Consider the following 22610-nt stretch of genomic DNA (forward strand, 5'->3'; position numbering starts at 1 on the left):
TCTGTTTTTTAGTTATTGCTTAATTACTTTCTCAGTGAGTTTACCTTGGTTCGTTTGAATTTCAACCAAATAAACTCCAGAATTCAAATCAGACACGCCAACTGAAGCTGATGTTACAGATTTTACTTCCTGTCCAAGCATATTGTAAAGCTTCACTACTTTCACTTCTACTGAAGAAGGCACTTCAATATTTAATTGATTTACCACTGGATTTGGATATATTCTTAAATTCGCCTCATTAAAGTTCTGATTGCTTAGGGATTCTTCTTCAAAGCTGAGATTAAACCGATTTTGATCTACACTTTCTGAAATATTTTCATCGACTGTAAAATCATAAGTAGAAGCATCAGAAAGTTCAGTTTTCGTGCTGAGATAAGCATCATTTAAGAATACTTTCAGACTTTCTGGTTTGTTCTCCATAGCAAATGTTAAACTGTAGTTACTCTCTTTGTAATTGGCAATGACCAAATTAACCTCATGTCCATTTGACGGCAACCCCTGCTTATCTATAGATCTAAAACCATTATTAAATATTGCGTAGTTTTCACCAGGATTAGCAAGCTTACCAGCATCTTCGTCACTGCCTAAAGTGGTGTAGTCATCACTAAAGCGCAATCCAATGGCATCACTTTCCATCTTACCGTTTTGAAGCTCTGCTATTTTATATAAACGCGAATTGATATAAAAATTGGAGTAAGTATTAAAAACACTCACCTGTGGCTCTCCCGTGGCTTTGTGAGTTTCATTAAAGGTGATGCTGCCATTTCCTGCACTGGTATTTCGAACAAAAAAGGCCTGACCTGGCGCTATAAATTCACTAGCATCAGAACTACTTGGATCTGGTGCAATAGGATCTTGACTGAGATCTAATGTTACATAACCACCATTAGGATCCTGATTCACATCCCACACATAAATAAAGTCTGTAAGATTAGTTTTAGTAACCAAACTAAAATCAACTACCGCCTGGTAAGGATTACCTACAAAACTATAGTTTCCACCTGTACTGGATAGAGTTGGAGAAAAGCTTCCTCTTTGCATTGCTCCGGTAGCTCTAATTGTTGTAGCAGATGATGCGTTATTATCATTCAAATCAATAGTACGGTCTCCTCGAATATATAAACGGTAAGGCGTTCCAGCTGAAATAACTTCTGAAGTCGTTGATGTTACTTCCTGCCAGCCAGCTCTGTTGGATTGGTCTACTAAGCTGTTATCAAAAGTAAATAAAGATGGATTATTTGTTTCAGTTTCATCAAAGCCATTTGTACTACCTCCAGTTCCGGTTATATGCGTGTTTTCTTGCCAGGCATTGGCAATACTTTGTCCGCCTGTAGCTGAACTTATAAGTCGAAAGGCGCGGTTATTTGTCATATAGCGCTCAATAGTGATATTGCCTGTACCAGTTATTGTTCCTGAAGAACTCCCATACTGAGCAGTATTTGCAGCTGTGCTTTTAAAAGTAATGTTACCATTATTTTCAATTGTACCATTATTGGTTATAACATCATTTATAGTTAATGTAACACCACTATCAATTATCAATGTTCCTGAAACAGTAAGATTATCGATTATTTGGTCAGCACTAAATCTTAGTTCTCCTCCGCTATTTATCTCAACAGTAGTAGTTGATTGTAATGTATTGTTAGCATTAGCATTAAAACGACCACCGCTATTAATTATAATACTAGAGGTTGCCATCTGAGAGCCTGATGATAAAACACCTTCGTTAACTGTAGTATTGCCTGTATAATCTTGTGAACCATAAAGACTTAAAGAGCCAGTTCCGCTTTTGATTAAATTTCCAGATCCAGAAATAGAATTTTGGAAGCGAGGATTTGTATATCCACCACCAATAGTAAGCGTTCCAGAACCTAAATTTATAAATCCCCCATTTCCTATGCTCGTTTCGGAAACTGATCGTACTGTAGTATTTTGTCCGTTTAAATCGAAAGTTGCGTTGTTAGAAATAGTTACATTGGTGTCGTCTGATAAATCTCCACCAGTAAGTAATCTAAAAGTTCCTCCTTCAATAGCTGTTCCACCAGTATAAGTCATAGCTGCTCCAATTTCTATAGTGGAATTTTGCTTTAAAGCAATACCACCAGTTCCTGAAACAACTCCACTTAAGTTTAGAATATTTCCATTATCACCATAAACATCAATGAAATTACCGTTTGTCAAAACATTACCTGTGAAGGATAGATTACCAGATACAGGGTTTAGTTCAGTTACTCCATCAAAGATTGCTATACTATTATTAAAAGTGTGACTGCCATTGCTTTGATTTTCAATTTTTGAGGGACCTCCGCTTTGGTGTCTTAATTCAAGAGTGTTTCCTTCAAATATTCTATCGGTTGATGCTCCAGATTGTAATATTAATTCTTTAGCTCTGAAGGATCTCCCGTTCAGAGTCATGGTAGTGTTATTGTTGTGTCCTATCCTTATTAAGTTAGCAATTGTATTGTCGTTATCAGGATTTGGTTGTTCATTACTGAATTCGTAAAACCAAGGAAGTAGTCCATCATCCCAATTTCCAGTATTTACCTCAGCTCTTGAGAAGACTTGTTGCTGCCCATAGCTAAAGACGCTTAGGATCAAACTAAAAAAAAGTAAAAATTGTTTCATTTTTATAGATTTAAAATTATGTTAAGTGTAAGTAAACAAAAGCTTAATTAATACCCAAAAAGCTGCGGATTACGCAAACGTTATCGTTGTTAAAGTTTAACAAAATATTAATAATTATAAGGAAAAGTGAAGTTTTTATAATAATACTATTGTTTTTTTTGAGATAAACGTGTTTTTATGTCTGTTTTATTTATTATAACGCAATCGTTTTCGCAATCGATTTCTGATATTTAAGTCGTATTAAATGACTTATTACAATTAGGGGTGGAATAATATTTTTAAAAAATGCGCATATAAAAATCCCTGATGAGTAAACACCAGGGATTTTAATCCATTTTAAGCAGGTCAGAAATTACTTCTTGACAAGCTTTAAATTTTCAACAGATTCCCGTTCTGTTTTGACACTTATAAAGTAGATGCCACTTTTAAGATTTCCAATGTAGAGACCTTTGTTTTTTTGATAAGAAGTAGTTTCGATAACCTGTTTTCCCGTGATGTCTAAGATTCGTATGTTTTTGACATTTACATCGCTGATAAAGACATAGTCTGAAGCAGGGTTTGGATAAAGCTTTATATCAGACTTATTCTGATCTATTACTGAGAGTTGAGTACTGCACGACTCTATGTTCAAAGTTATAGCAGTATCATTTAATGCCATTGTATTATCAGTAGTTGTAACCAAAGCTGATGAAACATTTGTGATAAAATCTACTGTTCCGAGGGCGTTTCTAGTATAGTCTATTATGATATTACTACAGGCATTCATTTTTTGTGCATCCACATTAACCAGTTCTATATTAGCCAGACCGCCATTTGCTGCATCACCATTTCTATACCCAACAGCAAAATGAATAGGTGTAGTAGCGTCAGAATCAATTATAGCCATATCTGGGTAATAAATCAGTGGTAATTGACTTGTCCATAAATTGTAGGGTTCCGGTTGAGTCTCTTGGAAAGGTGCTAAATACTGATAACTTGTACCTACTTCATTTCCCGTAGCTTTATCAAATTCGTAAATGATGATGTTGGATTGATTATTATCGGTTCCATCGAAATAATCCCTGCGATAACCATAGATAATCAGATTATTTGGACTTGAAAGTGATTCTACTAAAGAAAATCCGTAAAAATCTAAATTGTTACTTACTTCGTTTACATACCAGGATTTTGCCGCATTGATAGTGCCATTTGCATTATCTACAACAGTCACCCCGAAATGATGCCAGGCTGAAAAATTAGTGAGTAAAAAAACTTCATCACTGGTAGAGTCATAATATCCGTCTACACTTACGTCTCTAGAATTACCAAAGATGTAACTGTTATCCCAGACAAAGTTTCCTTCAAAGTCGATTTTATGAATCAGGACTCCAGCTTGAATGTTACCGTTTAGCTCTCCGGTTGCACTTCCAGTTAAAACAAAACCATCACTGGTTTCTACCGCGCCATTTACAAAATCATAATTTAAATTTCCTGAAACAGATGAACCTACTTCCGTCGTCCAGAGTTCATTTAAACTTAAATCTGTACGTAAAGCAAAACCTAAGTTTAAACTACAACTAGGGTCCGCATTTGGACAGTTACCGAAAAAACCGGTGATTAATAAACCGAGATTAGGATTGGTATCCCCAGTAGCATCAGTATTAGATATAATTACATTAAACCCTGTGGAATTAAAACTCGCATTGAGGATTTCATAATATTTATCATCTAATATATCTCCGGTTTGAGCTTCAATTTGTGCTGCAAAAACTTTTTTTACACCACTTACATCGATAGAACCTACAACAAAAATGAGATCGAAATAGTTGACAATGTCAAAAAACCTGGCATTAGCTAAAGTAGTATCGTCATAAGTTTTGGACCATACAACTGTACCGTCATCCTGGAGGCGTTTAAGGATAGGTATTGGAGCAGCAGCAGATAGCAAATTACTGGCTATTATTACGTCATTTGTTCCGTCATTAACCTGGGCTAAATTGGCATTGGCAAAATGTCCCTGAGCAAATTCAATATTTTTTTGAAACAGCTGGCTGCTTGCCGTCATTGAAAATAGCAAACACAAAAGGAAGAGTAGTTTTGATTTCATAATGCATATTTTAAATGTTAAAATTTAATAAATATAGTTAAAAATTTTAAGTATCAACGAGTTAAGCTTATTTATAAAATCGAGAAATTTGCTTACAAGGGTTTAAAGCAATAAAAACCATAGCATTTTAGCAAAGGCATCTTATTAGCTGGTTTCGTATAATTTTATAAATTTCCCTGTGTAAGATTGTAAATATTATACCCGAATAAGATGAGAATGGTGAGAAGAGCGATAAGGGTTGGAATGGGTATATTTCTTACATTCATAGGAATATGAAAGGGCGCTTTTTTCAGATCCTTTCTGTTTTTGTAGCGATACCTGATCATGGAGAAATTCACCATGCCAAAGACGATAAAAATAAAAATATTGCTGATGCTCGCCACGAGTTTTAAATTACCCAATAATCCAAAACCAACAGCAGTAAGCGCAATTGCTATTATGGCATAATTTGGGGCATTGCCTATGCCGGAAATCGTGGTGAATTTCTTTAGCCATTTTATTTTACTGTCTCTTGCGATATCATAGAGCAGGCGAGAAGTTCCCAGGATATTACTCAGTATGGTTTTGCTTGTAGCAAATAAGGCCACGATTATAAGGCCAGTAGAACCTATACTGCCCAATTTTGTTTTGATAACTGCGGCTAGAGGACCTTCGGCCTGGGCAAGTCCATTCCAGCTTAACACACTTACGGAAGAAATGGCAACAAGAACATAAAGAAGCAATACAATCAAGCCGCTAAGAAGGATACCCCTGGGCATGACTTTTTCCGGATTTTTGGTTTCCTCAGCCATTTTTACCAAATCTTCAAAGCCTATATAACTAAAGAAAATTAAAGCACTTCCAGCTAAAACACCAGTCCAGCCATTACTGTTTAGTTGAGTGAGATCTACGCTCCCAAATTCTGGAAGGCAAACTCCTATAATCACAGCTAAACCTGTAATGGTAATAAGGGTAGCAATTGAATTGAAATACGAACTGTGTTTAGCTCCAAAAATATTGAATACGGCCATTAACCCAATTATACCTATAACAATTATCCAGGAGGGCAACTCCCATAATCTGGAGAGATAATCAGCAAAACTAATGGATATTGCCGCGGCAGCAACGACGCCTGTGAAGACCATGAATACAGACATGACTAAAGCAGATTTAGGACCCAAACTCTGTTTTATATATTCAAAACTTCCGCCAGAATCGGGAAATCTGCTTACAAATTCAGCATAACTTAAACCGGTGAGAAGTGCTACACAGGCTGCAATTACAAAACTTAACCAAAGCATATTTCCGCCAAGGGCTGCTGCCTCTCCAATAATAGCATAAATGCCGGCACCTACAATACCGCCTACACCAAACATTAGAATATCCCAAAAGCCAAGCGTTCGTTTAAGTTTTCTTTTTCCCATGATTAAATGCTATTTTAAAATGATACCATAAATTATTTCATTTTAAACTTCTGAAATGAATACCAGGAGTTAAATCAAAATATAAGCTCACGAATGTCTAGGCTATCTTTTTATATATGTTTTGGTTTTGCTCCAAATTTTCTCGTGTCTTCTTTGGTCAAAATTTTGTAGTCTTCGGTTTTAGTCAGGTGCTCTAAGGGTTTTAGTAAGTGTTTTGGCAAGGCTGTCAGTTGTCTTGTGTCCAAGTCCAGCCAGGATCCCATCATATCACACCTGGCACAATTTTTTCCATTTTGATTGTATAAATTATGTTCAAATTGAAAAAACATGCCGTCTTCACTAAGACCTTTAATCTCTAAGCTAACTCTCACGTGATCTTCTGGTTTTAGCTCCTTAAAGTAAAAAATATGCTCGTAAAATACGATTGGGCCTAAATTGTGTTTGATGAGTTCCTGCTGCGAAAACCCATTCTCTACCAGAAAAGCCATACGGGTGTGACTCATGAAGTTTTGGTATGAAGAGTTCGCAAGATGTCTGTTTGCATCGAGATCGCTCCAGCGTATTTCAAATGATTTGGTATACATGATGTTATAAAAATTTCGTAATTAAAATGACTATAGCGCTCAGGATGGTAGCTATCAGTACGCCTCTAGCTCTGTAGTCTTGTTTTTTTCGGATAAACACAAAAAAGGGGAGAAAGTTTAAAATAGCCCCGAGGGCGATGATACTTCCAAGTAGACCTTCTTCTGAGGCTTTATTTAGGACCGTTTCAAATTCCTTTTGCATTACTAAACTAATATAAAGGAACATGCCTGCAAGATTTGCGGCTATTCCTATTAAAAAACCAATGGCTACTTCTTTTTTAATCATCGATATTCCAGGATTTAAGTTCTCTTATAAAGTCATGTGCAGTAAGATCAAATTTTATAGGGACGACAGAAACATATCCAGATTCTAAGGCTTCTACATCTGTGTTTTTTCCCTTATCCTGGTTAACGAACTCACCAGACAGCCAGTAATAGTCTCGCCCTTGCGGATTTTGGCGCTTATCAAATTTTTCCTCCCAGCGGGCATTGGCCTGTCTGCACACCTGAATTCCTTTGATTTTTTCCTCACCAGCTTTTGGGATGTTTACATTTAAAACCACACCCATGGGCAAGCCATTTTTAATGACGCTCTGTGTGATGCGTTTCACATATTTGGTAGTATGGTCAAAATTCGCCTCCATAGAATAGTCCAGCAACGAAAAACCAATCGCGGGAATTCCCTCCACTCCTGCTTCTACCGCGGCACTCATGGTGCCGGAATAAATCACGTTGATAGAAGAGTTGGACCCATGATTAATGCCGCTTACGCACAAGTCTGGCTTGCGTTTTAGAATTTCCTGAGTGGCAATTTTTACGCAATCTGCCGGTGTTCCAGAGCACGAATATTCTTTAACTTTAGAATATTTATCTATGGTAACGGGATCGCAATACAGATTGTCACTTATGGTGATAGCATGTCCCATGCCGCTTTGTGGACTATCTGGAGCTACGACAATGACATCCCCAAGGGTCTTCATAATCTTGATGAGATGCCTTATACCTGGAGCCGTTATGCCGTCATCGTTAGTGACGAGTATTAAAGGTTTGTCTTCTTCTTGCATTTTTCAATTTTTAAAGTCGCTAAAATAAACATTTCATGAGGTATATTCGTCAAGAAACACGTTTAACAAATTATTAGCTAGCATTAAAGAAAGTGGTATAGTTTTTACTATATATTGTAAAATATTACTTTAGTATTTGATTTAATGAATTTTGACACAATGAAACGATACAATTTAAAAAACAATCTTGTTATTTTATTTTTAATAACATTATTATCGATTACTTCTTGCAGCTTTACAACCAAGGATTTTGACGAGAACTCCGATAAAGATCAGGTCCTCATTGAGCTTATCACTTATGTGATTGAGCAGGGACATTTCGATATGAAAGAAATGGACGATGATTTTTCTCAGTCTGTTTTTAAGGATTATATAAAAGGCATAGATCCCATCAAAAGACATTTTTTAGCTAGCGATTTTGAAGAATTTAAGGCTTTTGAAACTCAGATTGATGACCAAATCAAAAATAAAAACCTGCTTTTTTTCAACCTTACCGTTGAGCGCTACAAAAAGCGAATGGAAGAAGCCAAAGGATTTTATGCAGAATTGCTGAAGGAGCCTTTTGATTTTCAAAATGAAGAGACCATAAACACAGATTATGATCAGGTGGATTATGCAAAAAATAAGAAAGAGTTAAAACAAAGATGGAGGGAGCAATTTAAATTTTCTACACTGTCCACGTATTATGACTTAAAGGAAGAGCAGGCTCAGAAAATTGAAGAAGGCGAAGAGGTGAAGATTAAATCGGATAAAGAGCTGGAAGCAGAAGCTCGAGAAATTACAAGAGAGTCGACAGAGAATTATTTCGATACCATGTCTGATCTTGAGCGAAGAGACTGGTTCAATTTATATATCAATTCATTCGTAAGCCAGTTTGATCCTCATACCAATTATTTCGCTCCTCAAGATAAAGATAGATTCGATATTTCCATGTCTGGAAAACTTGAAGGTATAGGGGCCAGGCTACAAAAACAAAGAGATAATGTAAAAATTATAGAAATTATATCCGGGGGTCCTGCCTGGTCTAACGGCGAGTTGGAAGTTGGCGACCTCATCCAAAAAGTGAAACAGGAAGATGAAGAGGAACCCGTAGATATTAGAGGCATGCGTTTGGATGATGCAGTTGACCTTATCAAAGGGCCTAAAGGAACTCAGGTTACCCTTACGGTGAAAAAAGTAGATGGAAGCACTCAGCTTATTAGTATTATAAGAGATATTGTCGAAATTGAAGAAACTTATGCCAAAACGTCAACAGTTGAAAGAAATGGTGAGCTGTTTGGAGTTATAAATCTTCCCAAGTTTTACTTTGATATGCAGAATTACACAGAAAGAAATGCAGCATCAGACATTAAAAAAGAACTTGAAAGACTAAACCAGGTTGGCGCTGAAGGGCTTGTGATAGACCTTAGAAATAATGGGGGTGGTTCATTGTCTACCGTTGTGGATATCGCTGGGTTTTTCATAGAAAAAGGACCCATCGTTCAGGTAAGAGATGCTCAAGATAATACTGAAGTATTAAAAGATAATGATGCCGATGTGGTATGGGATAAGCCTCTGGTGATCCTGGTCAATGAATTGTCTGCGTCTGCTTCAGAAATACTTGCTGCAGCCATGCAGGATTATAAAAGAGCTGTTGTGATTGGCAGCAAACAAACCTACGGAAAAGGAACTGTTCAAAATGTAGTTGATCTCAACCGATGGATGAGAAATAATACAACTTTTGGAGATATGGGAGCTTTAAAAATCACAACCCAAAAATTTTATAGAATCAACGGTGGCTCTACCCAGCTCAAAGGTGTAGAAAGCGACGTAGCGGTTCCAGATCGTTTTTCTTATATAGACATTGGAGAACGGGATTATGAAAATCCTATGCCATGGGATAAGATTGAACCCGCAGCTTATAAAGTTTGGAAGGGTTATTCCAACTTGGAAAACATTATTTCTGCCAGTAAAGAGCGTTTATCCAGTAGTCCTCAAATCCAAATGATAGATGATAATGCTCAATGGATAAAATCGCAAAGAGAGCAAGATGTATTTAGTCTTGATTATGAAGAGTATAAAAAAGAAATGGCTCAGGTAGAAGAAATGGCTAAGAAATTTGAAGGCATCACTCAATACAATACAAATCTCGTGTTTAAGTCACTTCCATACGAGGAAGCTTTGATGGTTCAGGATTCCTCTTTAGCCGAAAAAAGAACAAGGTGGCATGAAAGCTTATCCAAAGATGTTTATGTAGAAGAAGCCATACATGTTCTGCAAAATTTGAATGTTGATGAAAATTCAATTAAACTTGCAGCCAGGAAAGATTAAGTTAATGTCAATAATAGACGTTTGAAAAGAAACACTTCTTTACAAGATTTAGCGCTCCAAAAGTTTAAGAAAAACCTTTGGGGCGTTTTAAGTTTTTGGTATATCGTACTGTGCTTGTTTGTAGGTGTTTTTGCCTATTTTCTGGCTCCGGATAGTTCTGAAAACGCCAATTCCATGGCCCTGAGTATTCATTCCAAGCCTCCGGGATTTACCGTGCAGGTTATTGAGCTCCCAAATCCTAATACAGGCGATCAATCCTGGTTATCAAAATCTTTTTTTGGAAATGAATACCCCAACGAAATCATACCCATTGAATCCTACAGAATAAAAGGTAATACACTCTATTATCAGGACTATGGAGTACAGGATAAGGCTTTAGAAAACGCATTGGAATTAACTTCATTGGAATCTGATTTTAGTTCAGAACATATTTACGAAAAGACCTATTGGTTAGGGACAGATAAATATGGGCGTGACCTGTTAAGCAGAATGCTCATCGGTTTGCGTATCTCGTTTTCGGTAGGGTTCATATCCGTTTTTATCTCCCTGCTGCTCGGTATCTTTTTAGGATCTGTTTCCGGATATTATGGTGGTAAAATTGATACTGCAGTGATGTGGCTTATCAACGTCACCTGGTCCATTCCAACTTTGCTTTTGGTGATTGCGATTACACTGGCGCTCGGTAAGGGCTTTTGGCAAGTGTTTATAGCAGTGGGCTTAACGATGTGGGTAGAAGTAGCTCGTGTAGTAAGAGGCCAGGTAATGAGTGTCAAATACGCTCAATATGTCACAGCGGCAAGAGCATTAGGGTTTAAAAATCAAAGAATAATTTTACGGCATATCCTGCCCAATGTCCTTGCACCGGTTATCGTAATATCTGCCGCCAATTTTGCGGCGGCTATATTGATTGAAAGTGGGCTTAGCTTTTTGGGCATAGGAGCACAGCCACCAACTCCCAGCTGGGGAGCAATGATCAAGGATCACTACAGCTATATTATCTTGGGGAAAGCCTATTTAGCCATTATCCCTGGATTGGCTATCATGAGCTTAGTGATGGCGTTTATGCTCATCGGTAATGCCTTGCGAGATGCTTTGGACGTCAAAAACTAGTCGTTAAGCTTCAGGACTGCCATAAAGGCTTCCTGAGGAATTTCCACATTTCCAACTTGCCTCATACGCTTTTTACCCTTTTTTTGTTTTTCCAAAAGTTTTCGCTTCCTGGAAATATCACCTCCGTAACATTTTGCCGTTACGTCTTTTCTTAAAGCTTTGACCGTTTCTCTTGCGATTATTTTTGCACCGATAGCAGCTTGTATAGGGATGTCGAACTGTTGTCTCGGGATTAATTCTTTCAGTTTTTCACAGATCCTCTTACCGATATCGTAAGCATTATCAACATGAAGCAAAGCCGACAGGGCGTCTACAGTATTACCATTAAGCAGCACATCCACTTTGACTAATTTAGATCTTCTCATGCCAATTGGCGAGTAGTCAAATGAAGCATATCCTTTGGAAACCGTCTTTAGTCGGTCATAGAAATCGAAAACAATTTCAGCTAGAGGCATATCAAAACTGAGCTCGACCCGATCCTGAGTCAGGTAAGTTTGGTTGGTGATTTGCCCGCGTTTCTCAATGCAGAGTGACATCACAGACCCCACAAAATCAGATTTAGTAATGATACTCGCTTTTATAAAGGGTTCTTCTACGCGATCCAAATAAGTAGGCTCAGGTAAATCTGTAGGATTACTGACAATGATAGGTTTGTCTTTGTCTTTTAGCGTATATGCGTTATAGGATACATTGGGAACCGTAGTAATGACAGTCATATCAAATTCACGCTCGAGACGTTCTTGAACGATTTCAAGATGAAGCATTCCCAGGAAGCCACACCTAAAACCAAAGCCTAAGGCTGCGGAACTTTCCGGAACAAAAACCAGCGAAGCATCGTTGAGCTGAAGCTTCTCCATCGCTGCTCTCAGGTCTTCATATTCATCGGTTTCTACCGGATAAATACCAGCAAAAACCATTGGTTTTACATCTTCGAAACCTGCCACAGCTTTTTTGGTAGGGTTCTCGGCATCGGTGATGGTATCACCTACTTTTACCTCTTTGGCAATTTTTATACCTGTGATGAGGTAACCTACGTCCCCGGCTTTTATTTCCTTTTTTGGAAATTGAACCAGTTTTAAGGTGCCGACTTCATCTGCAGAATAATTTTTATCGGTAGCGACAAATTTTATATTTTGACCTTTTTTGATGCTGCCATCAAAGACTCTGAAGTAAGTTTCGATTCCTCTAAACGGATTGTATACAGAGTCGAAAACCAAAGCTCTAAGTGGAGCTTCAGGATCGCCCTGGGGTGCCGGAACGCGTTCCACAATCGCATTCAAAATTTCTTCAATACCAATGCCTTCTTTGGCGCTGGCTCTGATAACGTCTTCCCGCTTACAGCCAATCAAATCTACAATATCGTCTGTAACTTCATCGGGATTGGCACTGGGGAGATCGACTTTGTTGAGGACAGGAATGATTTCCAGATCATTTTCTAAAGCCAGGTATAAATTCGAAATGGTTTGTGCCTGTATGCTTTGAGCAGCATCAACAATCAATAAGGCTCCTTCGCAAGCGGCGATAGATCTGGATACTTCATATGAAAAATCGACGTGTCCAGGGGTGTCGATGAGGTTGAAAACATAATCTTCCCCCTGGTAAGGGTATACCATCTGAATAGCGTGACTTTTTATCGTAATGCCACGCTCGCGTTCTAAATCCATATTGTCCAAAAGCTGTTCCTTGCGCTCGCGTTCGGTTACAGATTTGGTAAAATCCAATAAACGGTCGGCTAAAGTGCTTTTTCCGTGGTCGATATGGGCAATGATGCAAAAATTTCGAATGTTCTTCATAGTCCGTTTTCCTGATTAAAAGCTTAAAAAGCTCCAGAATTTGATGTGCAAATATACAGGAATTGTTTGGCTTAAGCGCTGTATCTGAAGCCCTCTTAAAAGCTTTATGTGAATTGTTTATAATTCCCTAATTTTGCAATAAAAAGTTGTGGCTAAGATAGGTAACATAGATTTAGGCGAATTCCCATTGCTCCTTGCTCCCATGGAAGATGTAAGTGATCCTCCTTTTCGCGCGTTGTGTAAAGAGTATGGGGCGGATATGGTGTATACCGAATTTATTTCTTCGGAAGGATTGATTCGGGATGCCGCCAAAAGTGTCATGAAGTTGGACATCTATGAGAAAGAAAGGCCTGTAGGCATTCAGATCTTTGGAGCCAACCTGGAGTCCATGCTGAGGTCTGTAGAAATCGTAGAGAAGACCAAACCCGATGTTATTGACATCAACTTTGGCTGCCCCGTAAAAAAAGTCGTGTCCAAAGGGGCCGGGGCCGGAATTTTAAAAGACATAGACCTCATGGTGAAACTGACCGATGCCATGGTAAAACACACCAACCTGCCTATAACCGTTAAAACCCGATTGGGCTGGGACCACGATTCTATCAAAATATATGAAGTTGCCGAACGCTTGCAGGACGTTGGCTGTAAAGCCATTTCCATTCATGGTCGTACGCGAGCACAGATGTATAAGGGTGAAGCCGACTGGAAACCTATCGCAGAAGTCAAAAACAATCCGCGCATGCACATTCCTGTATTCGGAAATGGCGATGTGGATACACCGGAAAAAGCGGTACTTATGCGCGATGAATATGGTCTGGACGGTGCAATGATAGGCCGAGCGAGTATTGGTTCGCCCTGGTTTTTCAAAGCAGTGAAGCATTATTTTGAAACGGGAACCCACTGCGAGCCGCCTTCTTTGGTGGAACGTGTTGATATTGCCAGACGTCATCTGCAAATGTCCATCGACTGGAAGGGTGAAAAGTTAGGTGTTTTTGAAACCCGCAGACATTATACCAACTACTTTAAAGGTATCCCTCACTTTAAAGAATACCGCATGAAAATGGTAACCTCAGACCATGCGGAAGATGTGTTTGCCACTTTCGATGAAGTAGAAGAGAAGTTTGCAGATTATCAGTTTGTAGATTAGCTAACAGTTTTTAATTTTTTCTGAATCTGATACCGTTCACCTAATTCCTGAAAATGAAGTTTTATATTTTAGTTGTATTGATGACGATGCTTGGTTTCACGACACAAGCTCAAAGTTTTGATGATAAAGCCCATCAAACTTTAAAAAACTATTTAACTGAATTTCCAAATCAAACCCAATTTTCTGTGGCGGTTCTGAATGGCAATAAAACGAATTATTATGGATTAGTTAAATTTTCAGACACCATAAATCAGTTGGATAACTCGGCTTCTGTTTTCCAGATTGGATCTGTAACCAAAGTATTTACGTCCACATTATTGGCTCAATTAGTTTTAGAAAACAAAGTGGAGTTATCAGATTCTATTCAATATTATTTCAGTTTCCCTTTAAAAGAAAATAAAATCACTTTGGAATCTCTTTCCAACCATTCCTCGGGATTGCCCAGATTGCCTTCCAATTTAAATTTAGCAACTGCCAATCTTAAAAACCCCTATCAGTCTTACGCAGAGGCAGATTTAGACTATTACCTAAGCACAGAAATGGAGTTCTCTTCAGGAGATCAGCCTAGCTATCAGTATTCTAATTTGGGTGCTGCTATTCTAGCCAAAGCATTAGAAAATGCAACGGGCAAAACCTTTGCTGAACTACTTTCAGAAAAGATATTTCAGCCTTTAGAAATGAAAAATTCTTCACTGGATAAAGACTCAGTTGGTGGAAATCTGGTACAAGGACTGGATGCAAGTGGAAATCCTACACCAGTTTGGGATATGGGTCAGTTTGGAGGCGCTGGGGCTATTTTATCGACAACCACGGATCTGTCAAGGTTTGTCAATGTTCATTTTCAAAATGCCGAAGATGCGTATTCGCTGACTACACTCCCCACCTATATGGTGAATGATAACCTGAGAATTGGTCTAGGCTGGCATATTTTGCAGGACGAGCAGGACAATAATTTATACTGGCATAATGGGGGAACCGGCGGATACTCTTCGTCTGTATTTATGGTTCCGGAGACACAAAAAGCGGTCATTATTCTAAGCAATGTATCGGCTTACCATCCTAAAGCTCCAAGTATAGATGAGCTGGCGTTCAAGCTTTTGAAGAGCCTCCTACCTCCTAAGAGGGACAAGTCCAGCGTGCTTAAAGAGAACGAGTGAAAGCCTCTTCCCTTTGGGAATCCCGAGGCTTCGGGAGAGATGGGCTTCCTCCCCTAGCCCCTCCCAAGGAGGGGGATAAGGATAAGAGATATGATTTTATTTTCAGAAATAAATAAAACAATTATATTGCATTATAATTCTACCCATTTGTTTTGATTCGGAACCGCTTCATCCTATTGAACAAAGTCTCAAAATCAAAAACTCATGATTCGTAATTATTACAATGAACAATGGAAAGACGTCGTCTTTGACGACAAAATTGCCACCTTCGAGAAGTACAAAATCTCAAACTACGGCAGAATGCTTAACTGCAAAGGTGAAAATGAAGTTTTAGTCAAAGAATCTTTCATCAATGGCTACCAGACTCTTCCTTTGAAACAAGAACTGAACAAAAAATCAACCAGTCGATACGTTCATAAACTGGTTGCTGAGCATTTTCTGGAAAAAGGAGAGGGGATTTATGTGATCCACCTCAACTACGACAAGCTCGATAATAAGGTTGAAAATCTTAAATGGGCTACCAAAAAAGAAAAAGAGGAGCATCAGTTCAGCAATCCGGACTATATAAATCGTCCCAAAAAAAGAACCTATTCCAAACTTACGGAGTCCCAGGTCAGGCTGATTAAGCGCAAAATAAACGATCCCAATCGCCGTACACGGATGAAGATGATTGCCAAGCAATTTGGTATTTCAGAAATGCAGCTCTATCGTATCAAAAGTGGAGAGAACTGGGGTTCGGTGACGGATTATTAAGGTTTTATAAAACTTACTGATTTGGTTTCAAGAGGTAAGCATAGCGCTCGGAGCTATACGTTCCGTCCTGGAAGGGCTTGCTTACCATGCTCCGCATTTAAATCCCGTTCTGTTTAATTCATCGGTGAATTTCATTACTGCCTGGGCGTAACCATCTCCCCGCAACGGCTTCCTGCACTGCCGCTTTATCATAATCCTTAAAGGTGGTTGCTGTGAAAGTGAGTTTTTGCTCAAATGCGGAGTTACTGGATGACTGATGTTTCACAATCTTAGACTGGTCTGACTAAGACGGGAGGTATAAAGCGATATAAAGAAAACCCCTTGTGCAGCTTTTCAAAAGACACGGATTTTTCTGATTCAATCCTAATAGTTCAGATTAAGTAATGTATTAATGACATCGAATAATTTCAATCCTTTTCATTTTTCAGAGTGAGAGGTTCTACCTGATTAACAAAAATTATATAAAAAAAAGAGGAAAGGTAGTTAAACTCCTTTTAAAAGCCCTGCATCATTTTCCATTTGGCTTTTAACTTTTAACTTTAATATGTTTAATCAAAAAAAATAAAACCTATGAAACTTTTTAAAATCATATTGCCGGCTATTTTAGGTCTGTTACTTATGAGTTGCGGTTCAAATGTACAAACGGTCAGACCCAATAAAGCCGACTTAAGCCAATATGAAACTTTCTCTTATTTGCCAAATGCCTCCATAGAAATACGCAATTCTGCGGTGCAAACCGATTTTTTAAATTCATTTATCATTGAAACTATTAATGAACAAATGAAAACTGCGGGATATACCCTGGATAGAGATAATCCAGATCTTTTGGTTCTCATTAGCATTACAACCGATCTGGAAACTGAAAGAGAGCAAGAACCTGTTTATGCGAATTATCCTTACGTAGGTGCCGTGCCTGGAACACCAGTTAGCCCTTTTTATCAGCCTTTTTATTATAGAGGATGGTATGACTGGTACTACCCGGGCGGAGTCATTGGCTACACAACGGATACTTACTCTTATAAAGAAGGTACTGTAGTTATTGACTTAATCGACAGAGAAACCAAACAATCGGTTTGGAAAGGAATTACGTCTGAACCTATAATGGATAAATCTGAAACCGAAGCAGTGCAGGAAGCTATCATCGATATATTTAAAGCCTATCCTTTGAATAACTAAAGATTCATAAATTAAATTCAAATTTTTTTAAAAAACAAAAGCCTTTCAATTTCTTGAAAGGCTTTCTTTATGGTGTGGTCCCGCTTTGACAAACTTTTGAAATCGCATGCAAAACCATGAAAATTATGGCATCGATTTGTATCTAACTTTGATTAAGTATTATTTATCGAACAATAAGCGTACAGATGAATATCAATTTTTGTACTTAACCTTCAAATCACTGACTACAGTTAATTTTCTTTAAGCAACTCGGATAAAATTAAAAAGGGAAAGCGATTAAGAGATGCAAAACTCTTAGATATCAACGGGAAACCTCAGAAGTCTTATAAGGCAAATGGGAGAGGACTTTGTTTTTAGATTTAGACTCAGATGTTAAATAGAAGGGCTGGTCCTTCAACTAAACAATGCTTTTTAAGTATCGGGAGTAAATGAAATGAGTTGACAGACTTGTGAAATCTAAACAGGACTCACTACCTGATAAGCATTTATTCTCTCAATTATGGGGGGATCCTTTGAAGCACTCTTTTCAATTCTAATATCTCTTGGCAATGATCCAGGTTGAGGGGAATGCCATTTTTTGGGAATCTTATTTCTGCAGCGATTTCTAATATTCAAATAAGGTGTCTTTCTGGTATGCCCTTAGCTCTCTTAAAAAAAAGACAAAGTTAAAAGGGGGCCAGCTTTAGAGAAATCTGTATGCGGAAGAATTTATAAATTGTAATTATGTAACTTCATCTTAAAATTCAAGCAGAAATGCCAAACATCAAAACAATTTCTCCTGAAGAAGCCGAAGGCAGACTCAAGGATATATATGATGATTTAATACAAAAGCGCGGAAAGCTTGCTGAAGTTCATAAAATACAAAGTTTGAGACCGGAAAGCATTATGAAACATATGGATTCATACATGGAAATCATGTATTCCAAATCTGAACTTTCGAGAGCTCAAAGAGAAATGATGGCAGTGGTGACTTCAAAAACAAATAATTGCAAGTATTGCATAGAGCATCACGCTAGCGCACTTCAGCCGTACTGGAAAGATGAAAAGAAGCTTGAGCGTCTCAAACAGAATTATTCAGAGGTTAACATGACTTCTAAAGACAGGGCGCTCTGTGTTTTTTCTGAACAACTGACTAAGAATGAAACGCAAGACTACACGAATTCAATAACACACTTGAAAGACGAAAACTTTAGCGACGAAGCTATTTTAGATGCAGCTTTGGTGGTGTCCTATTTCAATTTTGTGAACAGGATGGTTTTGAGTCTGGGCGTTGATCTTGAGCGTGATAAAGGCAAAGATTATAACTATTAATGTATTGATTATGAACTATGATGCTATAATTATAGGCACAGGACAGGCAGGACCTTCTCTGGCTGCAAGCTTGGCAAAAAACGGCTCCCGAGTTGCCATAGTAGAAAAAAGCTATCTGGGCGGCACTTGTGTAAATGTAGGCTGTACACCTACCAAAGCCTACGTTGCCAGCGCAAGACGCGCTTTCATCGCCAAAAACAGTTCTGATCTTGGTATCGAAATTAAAGGCGATGTGCATATCAACCTCAAAGCAATTAAAGAAAGAAAAGATAAAATTGTCTCCGACTCTAGAAATGGGTTAGAATCTGTGTTTTCCAACAATAAAAATATTGATTTGATACGAGGGAAAGCGAAATTCTTAAGCAACACTTCTGTTGAAGTAAATGGAAAAACCTATGAAGCAGACAGGTTTTACATCAATGTTGGCGCAAGACCCAGAATACCCAAAGGTTTTGAAAATGTAGATTTCCTTACCAATGAAAGTATTTTAGAACTGGAAACCATCCCGGAACATTTGATAATCGTTGGCGGGGGTTACATTGGACTCGAGTTTGGACAAATGTTTTCTCGTTTTGGCAGTAAAGTAAGCATCCTGGACAGAGGTGATCAACTGCTTAAACATGAAGACCCAGAGTTTGGAAAAGCAATACAGGAAATTTTTGAAAATGAAGGAATAGAGGTGCTCTTAAATTCTGAATGCATCACTGCTGAAAAAAATGGCGAGACCCTTGAGGTGACTATTCAAAGCGAACAACAGAAAAACAAAATTCGAGGCTCTCATCTTTTACTTGCCGCAGGGAGGTTGCCCAATACCACAGATTTGGGTCTGGAAAACACAGACGTGAGTTTAGATGATCGTGATTTCATAGAAGTAAACGATGCCTTAAAAACCAAAGCTTCCAACATCTGGGCCCTTGGAGATTGTAACGGAAAAGGGGCGTTTACGCATACAGCTTACAACGATTTTCAAATTGTAAATTCACATCTGTTTGGTGATAAAGAGCGGAAACTTTCAGACCGGTTCACCTGTTATGCCGCCTTTATAGATCCCCCTTTAGCCAGAGTAGGAATGAATTTACAGGATATTAAAAAAGCGGGGATCAAAGCAAAAGTGGCCTCCAGACCCATGAGCAAAATCGCCCGGGCCAAGGAGATGGGAGAAACGCAGGGAATGCTGAAAATTTACATTGAAGAAGATTCAGAAAAAATTTTAGGCGCCACGTTTTTAGGAACCGGAGCCGATGAATACATCCATACCATCATAGATCAAATGTATGCGAAACAGCCTTTTACTGTTATTCGGGATGCGGTTCATATTCATCCAACCGTAAGTGAATTATTGCCCACGATGCTCGAAAACCTAAAACCCCTGGAGGAAGAATAGTCAGGTTAAAAAAATTAATAAAAAAAGCCCTACATTTCTGTAAGGCTTTGATTTTACTGGTGGTCCCGCATGGGACCTCCCCGATAGCTATCGGGGTATGGGCCACCTGATTATGAATATTTTTCAATTAATCTTTTTACTATATCTGGATTAGTTTTAAGATTATGATAGTATTTTTTGCTTTTCATTCTTTTGACATGAGCTTCTATTTTTCTAGCAATCGATATATTTTCAACAGTAATTGAGAAGAAGAGTTCCCAGTCGGACGCAAAAGCAGTTGGAGCATTTTTAAATTGATGATTATTGTGCCATTCTATTCTTCTTTTTAAATCTGATGCTTCACCAATATAATATTTGTCTTTAGAAGGGGAATGTATGATGTAAACCCAATGCATGTCGTTATATACTTAAAAACCACCTATACGAGATAAGTGGTTTTTCTTTATTAGTGGTCCCACTTGGACTCGAACCAAGGGCCACCTGATTATGAGTCAGGTGCTCTAACCAGCTGAGCTATGGGACCAGTGCTGATTGTTAAGGAGGGCAAAAATAAGTATAAGTTTATTATCAGCCAAAATAATTCTTAAATTAAAATTGAGTTTGGTCTTCACATAACTCGACCAGCACCCCATGATTGCTTTTGGGGTGAAGAAACACGATGGATTTGCCGTCGGCTCCGGCTTTGGGTTTTTCGCTAAGTAGCTGAAAGCCTTCCTTTTGCAGTCTTTGCATTTCAGCCTGAAGATCATCTACATAAAAAGCAATATGGTGGATGCCTTCTTTCTGTTTGCTCAAATATTTTCCCACAGGGCTGTCTTCACGCGTGGCGCCTAAGAGTTCGATTTTGCTTTCACCACAGTCAAAAAAAATGGTTTTCACCCCTTCGCGCTCCACGGTCTCTGTTTTGTAAGGCGCTACATTGAGCAAGGTCTCGTAGGTTTTAGTGGCCTCTTCAAGATTATTAACGGCAATACCGATATGTTCGATTTTTTTAATCATAAGATATTCTCACAAAGTTTTGCCACAAAACTAACATTTATATATTTATTCTAACTTTGCAGCATGGAATCAAATAGACAAAAGAAAATTGCCGGAATCCTTCAAAAAGATTTAGCCGAAGTTATTCAACTGGAGCTTAAAGCAGCAGGGACCCAAAATTTAATTATATCGGTGACTAAAGTGAGGGTGACTCCGGATTTACTTCAGGCTAAAGCGCATCTGAGTATTTTTCCTTCTGAAAAATCAGAACAAATCGTTGAAGAAATAAGAGGCAGGAAATCTAAAATTAAGCATGAAGTTGCTCAAAGAACCAAGCATCAATTGCGACGTATGCCGGAGTTGACTTTTTTCAACGATGATTCCATAGAGTATATCAATGACTTAGAGCAGGCTTTCAAAGGCAAAAACGATCCGATTAAGAACCCAGATTTGATAGACAAGCGCAAGAAAAATTGAATGTATCCTTTTACATCGCCAAGCGTTATTTTTTCTCCAAAAGTTCCAATACGGCCATCAATATTATCACGTGGATTGCTTCTGTAGGGGTTATTGCCGGAGCATTATCGCTTTTCGTTGTCTTATCCGCCTTTGCAGGCCTTAAAGAGTTTAGTCTTTCGTTTACCAATAAATTTGATCCTGATCTGAAGGTCATGCCTGCCTCCGGAAAGTTTTTTACTGTGGATTCCCTTCAGAAATCGAAAATCGAAGCAAATAAAGACATTAAGATGTACTCCGAGGTCATTGAAGAGCGGGTATTGCTCAGTTTTAAATCCAAAAATACACCAGCCTACATCAAAGGGGTGGATTCGACATACAGCGGTATTAGTGATATTGAGAACGCTGTATTTCTCGGCCAGTGGTTAGAAGACAATGCCTATCAGGTCGTCCTGGGAAATGACCTCTCTAGAAAACTATCCGCCGGGGTCCGCGATTATTCAGGTCTGCTAAGCCTGTATGTGCCGAAACCTGGAAAAGGTCAGATTTTGAATGTAAAAGAGGCGTTTAGAACGGCTAATGCTACGGTTGTTGGAATTTATTCCATCAACGAAGAGCTGGATAATAAATTCGCTTTTACAGATATTGGCTTCGCTAGAGATTTACTTCAACTCCATACAAATGAAGTCTCAGCTTTGGAAGTAAACCTGTCCCCTTCAGCAGATTTAAATTCGGTAAGAAAAGAGTTGGAGGCTGTATTTGGTCAGAATATAGTTGTAAAAGATAGGATTCAGTTGAACGATAGTTTATATAAAATGTTGAATACAGAGAATTTAGCTGTGTATTTAATTTTTACGCTGGTCATCATCATCGCTTTATTCAACGTGATAGGTTCTATCATTATGGCAGTTCTAGAAAAACGACAAAACTCTAAAACCCTGCTGAATCTGGGGTTAACTAAAACAGAAGTTCAGCGTATTTTCTTTTTTCAGGGCGGGCTGATGAGCGTTGCCGGGGGTATTGTTGGTCTTGTCTTAGGTATTCTCCTGATTTTTTCCCAGCTTTATTTTGAGTGGATCATGATCACACCGAGTTTAGCTTATCCGGTAAAGTTAGAATTCATCAATATTGGAATAGTCTTCTTAACCATCTCGGGTTTAGGCTTTTTAGCCTCTTACATCTCTTCAAAAAGCGTAAAGCGCTCGTTTCGTTAATATTTCCCTTTTTTTGATTAAGTTGCTAAAATAAAGCGATTTAAGAAGAATTTTCGAACTAA

At 38.3% G+C, this 22610-nt stretch carries 20 protein-coding genes and 1 tRNA gene; 10 read left to right on the forward strand and 11 right to left on the reverse strand.

Annotated elements, in window-relative coordinates; translation table 11 throughout:
- Window positions 1-12 precede the first annotated feature (12 nt).
- The 6 genes from BLP81_RS00480 to surE all read right to left on the reverse strand — a co-directional run bounded on the left by BLP81_RS00480 (window position 13) and on the right by surE (window position 7762).
- Window positions 13-2625: a T9SS type A sorting domain-containing protein gene (locus BLP81_RS00480; RefSeq protein ID WP_093364203.1), complete on the reverse strand. Its 2613-nt coding sequence runs from the start codon at window positions 2623-2625 to the stop codon at window positions 13-15.
- Between the two features lie 352 nt (window positions 2626-2977).
- Entirely contained in the window at window positions 2978-4711 is a 1734-nt protein-coding gene (locus BLP81_RS00485) for a T9SS type A sorting domain-containing protein (RefSeq protein WP_093364206.1), read from the reverse strand.
- Between the two features lie 164 nt (window positions 4712-4875).
- Window positions 4876-6114, reverse strand: a complete 1239-nt coding sequence (locus tag BLP81_RS00490) for an APC family permease (protein ID WP_093364208.1) — start codon at window positions 6112-6114, stop codon at window positions 4876-4878.
- Window positions 6115-6224: 110 nt separating this feature from the next.
- Entirely contained in the window at window positions 6225-6698 is a 474-nt protein-coding gene (locus BLP81_RS00495) for an acyl-CoA thioesterase (RefSeq protein WP_093364210.1), read from the reverse strand.
- A gap of 4 nt (window positions 6699-6702) precedes the next feature.
- A complete protein-coding gene (locus BLP81_RS00500) occupies window positions 6703-6984 on the reverse strand; it encodes a hypothetical protein (RefSeq protein WP_093364212.1) in 282 nt (93 codons plus the stop codon).
- On the reverse strand, window positions 6977-7762 hold the full coding sequence (surE, locus tag BLP81_RS00505; protein ID WP_093364215.1) for a 5'/3'-nucleotidase SurE: 786 nt from the start codon (window positions 7760-7762) through the stop codon (window positions 6977-6979). The genes BLP81_RS00500 and surE overlap by 8 nt, the downstream gene beginning before the upstream one ends.
- Window positions 7763-7921: 159 nt before the next feature.
- Between surE and BLP81_RS00510 the strand changes: the two genes are divergently transcribed.
- On the forward strand, window positions 7922-10072 hold the full coding sequence (locus tag BLP81_RS00510; RefSeq protein ID WP_245686385.1) for a carboxy terminal-processing peptidase: 2151 nt from the start codon (window positions 7922-7924) through the stop codon (window positions 10070-10072).
- Window positions 10073-10093: 21 nt separating this feature from the next.
- The gene (locus tag BLP81_RS00515) at window positions 10094-11182 is read left to right on the forward strand and encodes an ABC transporter permease (RefSeq protein ID WP_093364221.1); all 1089 of its coding nucleotides are present in this window, start codon (window positions 10094-10096) and stop codon (window positions 11180-11182) included.
- On the opposite strand, the gene lepA is transcribed toward BLP81_RS00515, so the two are convergent.
- Window positions 11179-12975, reverse strand: coding sequence for a translation elongation factor 4 (gene lepA, locus BLP81_RS00520; protein WP_093364224.1), 1797 nt, complete (start codon window positions 12973-12975; stop codon window positions 11179-11181). The genes BLP81_RS00515 and lepA overlap by 4 nt on opposite strands.
- Before the next feature lie 148 nt (window positions 12976-13123).
- Between lepA and dusB the strand changes: the two genes are divergently transcribed.
- From dusB to BLP81_RS00535, 3 genes are all read left to right on the forward strand, one after another.
- Window positions 13124-14119 carry a tRNA dihydrouridine synthase DusB gene (dusB, locus tag BLP81_RS00525; RefSeq protein WP_093364227.1) on the forward strand — a complete coding sequence of 332 codons (996 nt, stop codon included), beginning with the start codon at window positions 13124-13126 and terminating at the stop codon, window positions 14117-14119.
- 53 nt (window positions 14120-14172) lie between these two features.
- Window positions 14173-15276 carry a serine hydrolase domain-containing protein gene (locus tag BLP81_RS00530; protein ID WP_093364230.1) on the forward strand — a complete coding sequence of 368 codons (1104 nt, stop codon included), beginning with the start codon at window positions 14173-14175 and terminating at the stop codon, window positions 15274-15276.
- A 204-nt stretch (window positions 15277-15480) separates the two neighbouring features.
- On the forward strand, window positions 15481-16029 hold the full coding sequence (locus BLP81_RS00535; protein ID WP_093364233.1) for an NUMOD4 domain-containing protein: 549 nt from the start codon (window positions 15481-15483) through the stop codon (window positions 16027-16029).
- Window positions 16030-16147: 118 nt separating this feature from the next.
- On the opposite strand, the gene BLP81_RS13575 is transcribed toward BLP81_RS00535, so the two are convergent.
- On the reverse strand, window positions 16148-16294 hold the full coding sequence (locus BLP81_RS13575) for a hypothetical protein (RefSeq protein ID WP_176752657.1): 147 nt from the start codon (window positions 16292-16294) through the stop codon (window positions 16148-16150).
- A 305-nt stretch (window positions 16295-16599) separates the two neighbouring features.
- Here BLP81_RS13575 and BLP81_RS00540 point away from each other — a divergent pair, with 305 nt between their 5' ends.
- The 3 genes from BLP81_RS00540 to BLP81_RS00550 all read left to right on the forward strand — a co-directional run bounded on the left by BLP81_RS00540 (window position 16600) and on the right by BLP81_RS00550 (window position 19900).
- Entirely contained in the window at window positions 16600-17205 is a 606-nt protein-coding gene (locus BLP81_RS00540) for a DUF4136 domain-containing protein (RefSeq protein WP_093364236.1), read from the forward strand.
- A 753-nt stretch (window positions 17206-17958) separates the two neighbouring features.
- Window positions 17959-18516, forward strand: a complete 558-nt coding sequence (locus tag BLP81_RS00545; RefSeq protein WP_093364239.1) for a peroxidase-related enzyme — start codon at window positions 17959-17961, stop codon at window positions 18514-18516.
- Between the two features lie 10 nt (window positions 18517-18526).
- Window positions 18527-19900: an FAD-containing oxidoreductase gene (locus BLP81_RS00550; protein ID WP_245686386.1), complete on the forward strand. Its 1374-nt coding sequence runs from the start codon at window positions 18527-18529 to the stop codon at window positions 19898-19900.
- A 110-nt stretch (window positions 19901-20010) separates the two neighbouring features.
- On the opposite strand, the gene BLP81_RS00555 is transcribed toward BLP81_RS00550, so the two are convergent.
- The 3 genes from BLP81_RS00555 to mce all read right to left on the reverse strand — a co-directional run bounded on the left by BLP81_RS00555 (window position 20011) and on the right by mce (window position 20899).
- Complete coding sequence (locus BLP81_RS00555; protein ID WP_093364242.1) at window positions 20011-20295, reverse strand: GIY-YIG nuclease family protein; 285 nt, start codon at window positions 20293-20295, stop codon at window positions 20011-20013.
- A 54-nt stretch (window positions 20296-20349) separates the two neighbouring features.
- A tRNA-Ile gene (locus tag BLP81_RS00560) sits at window positions 20350-20423 on the reverse strand.
- Between the two features lie 65 nt (window positions 20424-20488).
- Entirely contained in the window at window positions 20489-20899 is a 411-nt protein-coding gene (gene mce, locus BLP81_RS00565) for a methylmalonyl-CoA epimerase (protein WP_093364245.1), read from the reverse strand.
- A 63-nt stretch (window positions 20900-20962) separates the two neighbouring features.
- Between mce and rbfA the strand changes: the two genes are divergently transcribed.
- Together rbfA and BLP81_RS00575 are read left to right on the forward strand one after the other, a co-directional pair.
- On the forward strand, window positions 20963-21355 hold the full coding sequence (rbfA, locus tag BLP81_RS00570; RefSeq protein WP_093364248.1) for a 30S ribosome-binding factor RbfA: 393 nt from the start codon (window positions 20963-20965) through the stop codon (window positions 21353-21355).
- Window positions 21352-22548, forward strand: a complete 1197-nt coding sequence (locus BLP81_RS00575; RefSeq protein WP_093364252.1) for an ABC transporter permease — start codon at window positions 21352-21354, stop codon at window positions 22546-22548. Before rbfA ends, BLP81_RS00575 begins: the two co-directional genes overlap by 4 nt.
- Window positions 22549-22610: the final 62 nt, after the last annotated feature.

Source organism: Psychroflexus sediminis, assembly GCF_900099815.1.
Classification (GTDB): Bacteria; Bacteroidota; Bacteroidia; order Flavobacteriales; family Flavobacteriaceae; genus Psychroflexus; species Psychroflexus sediminis.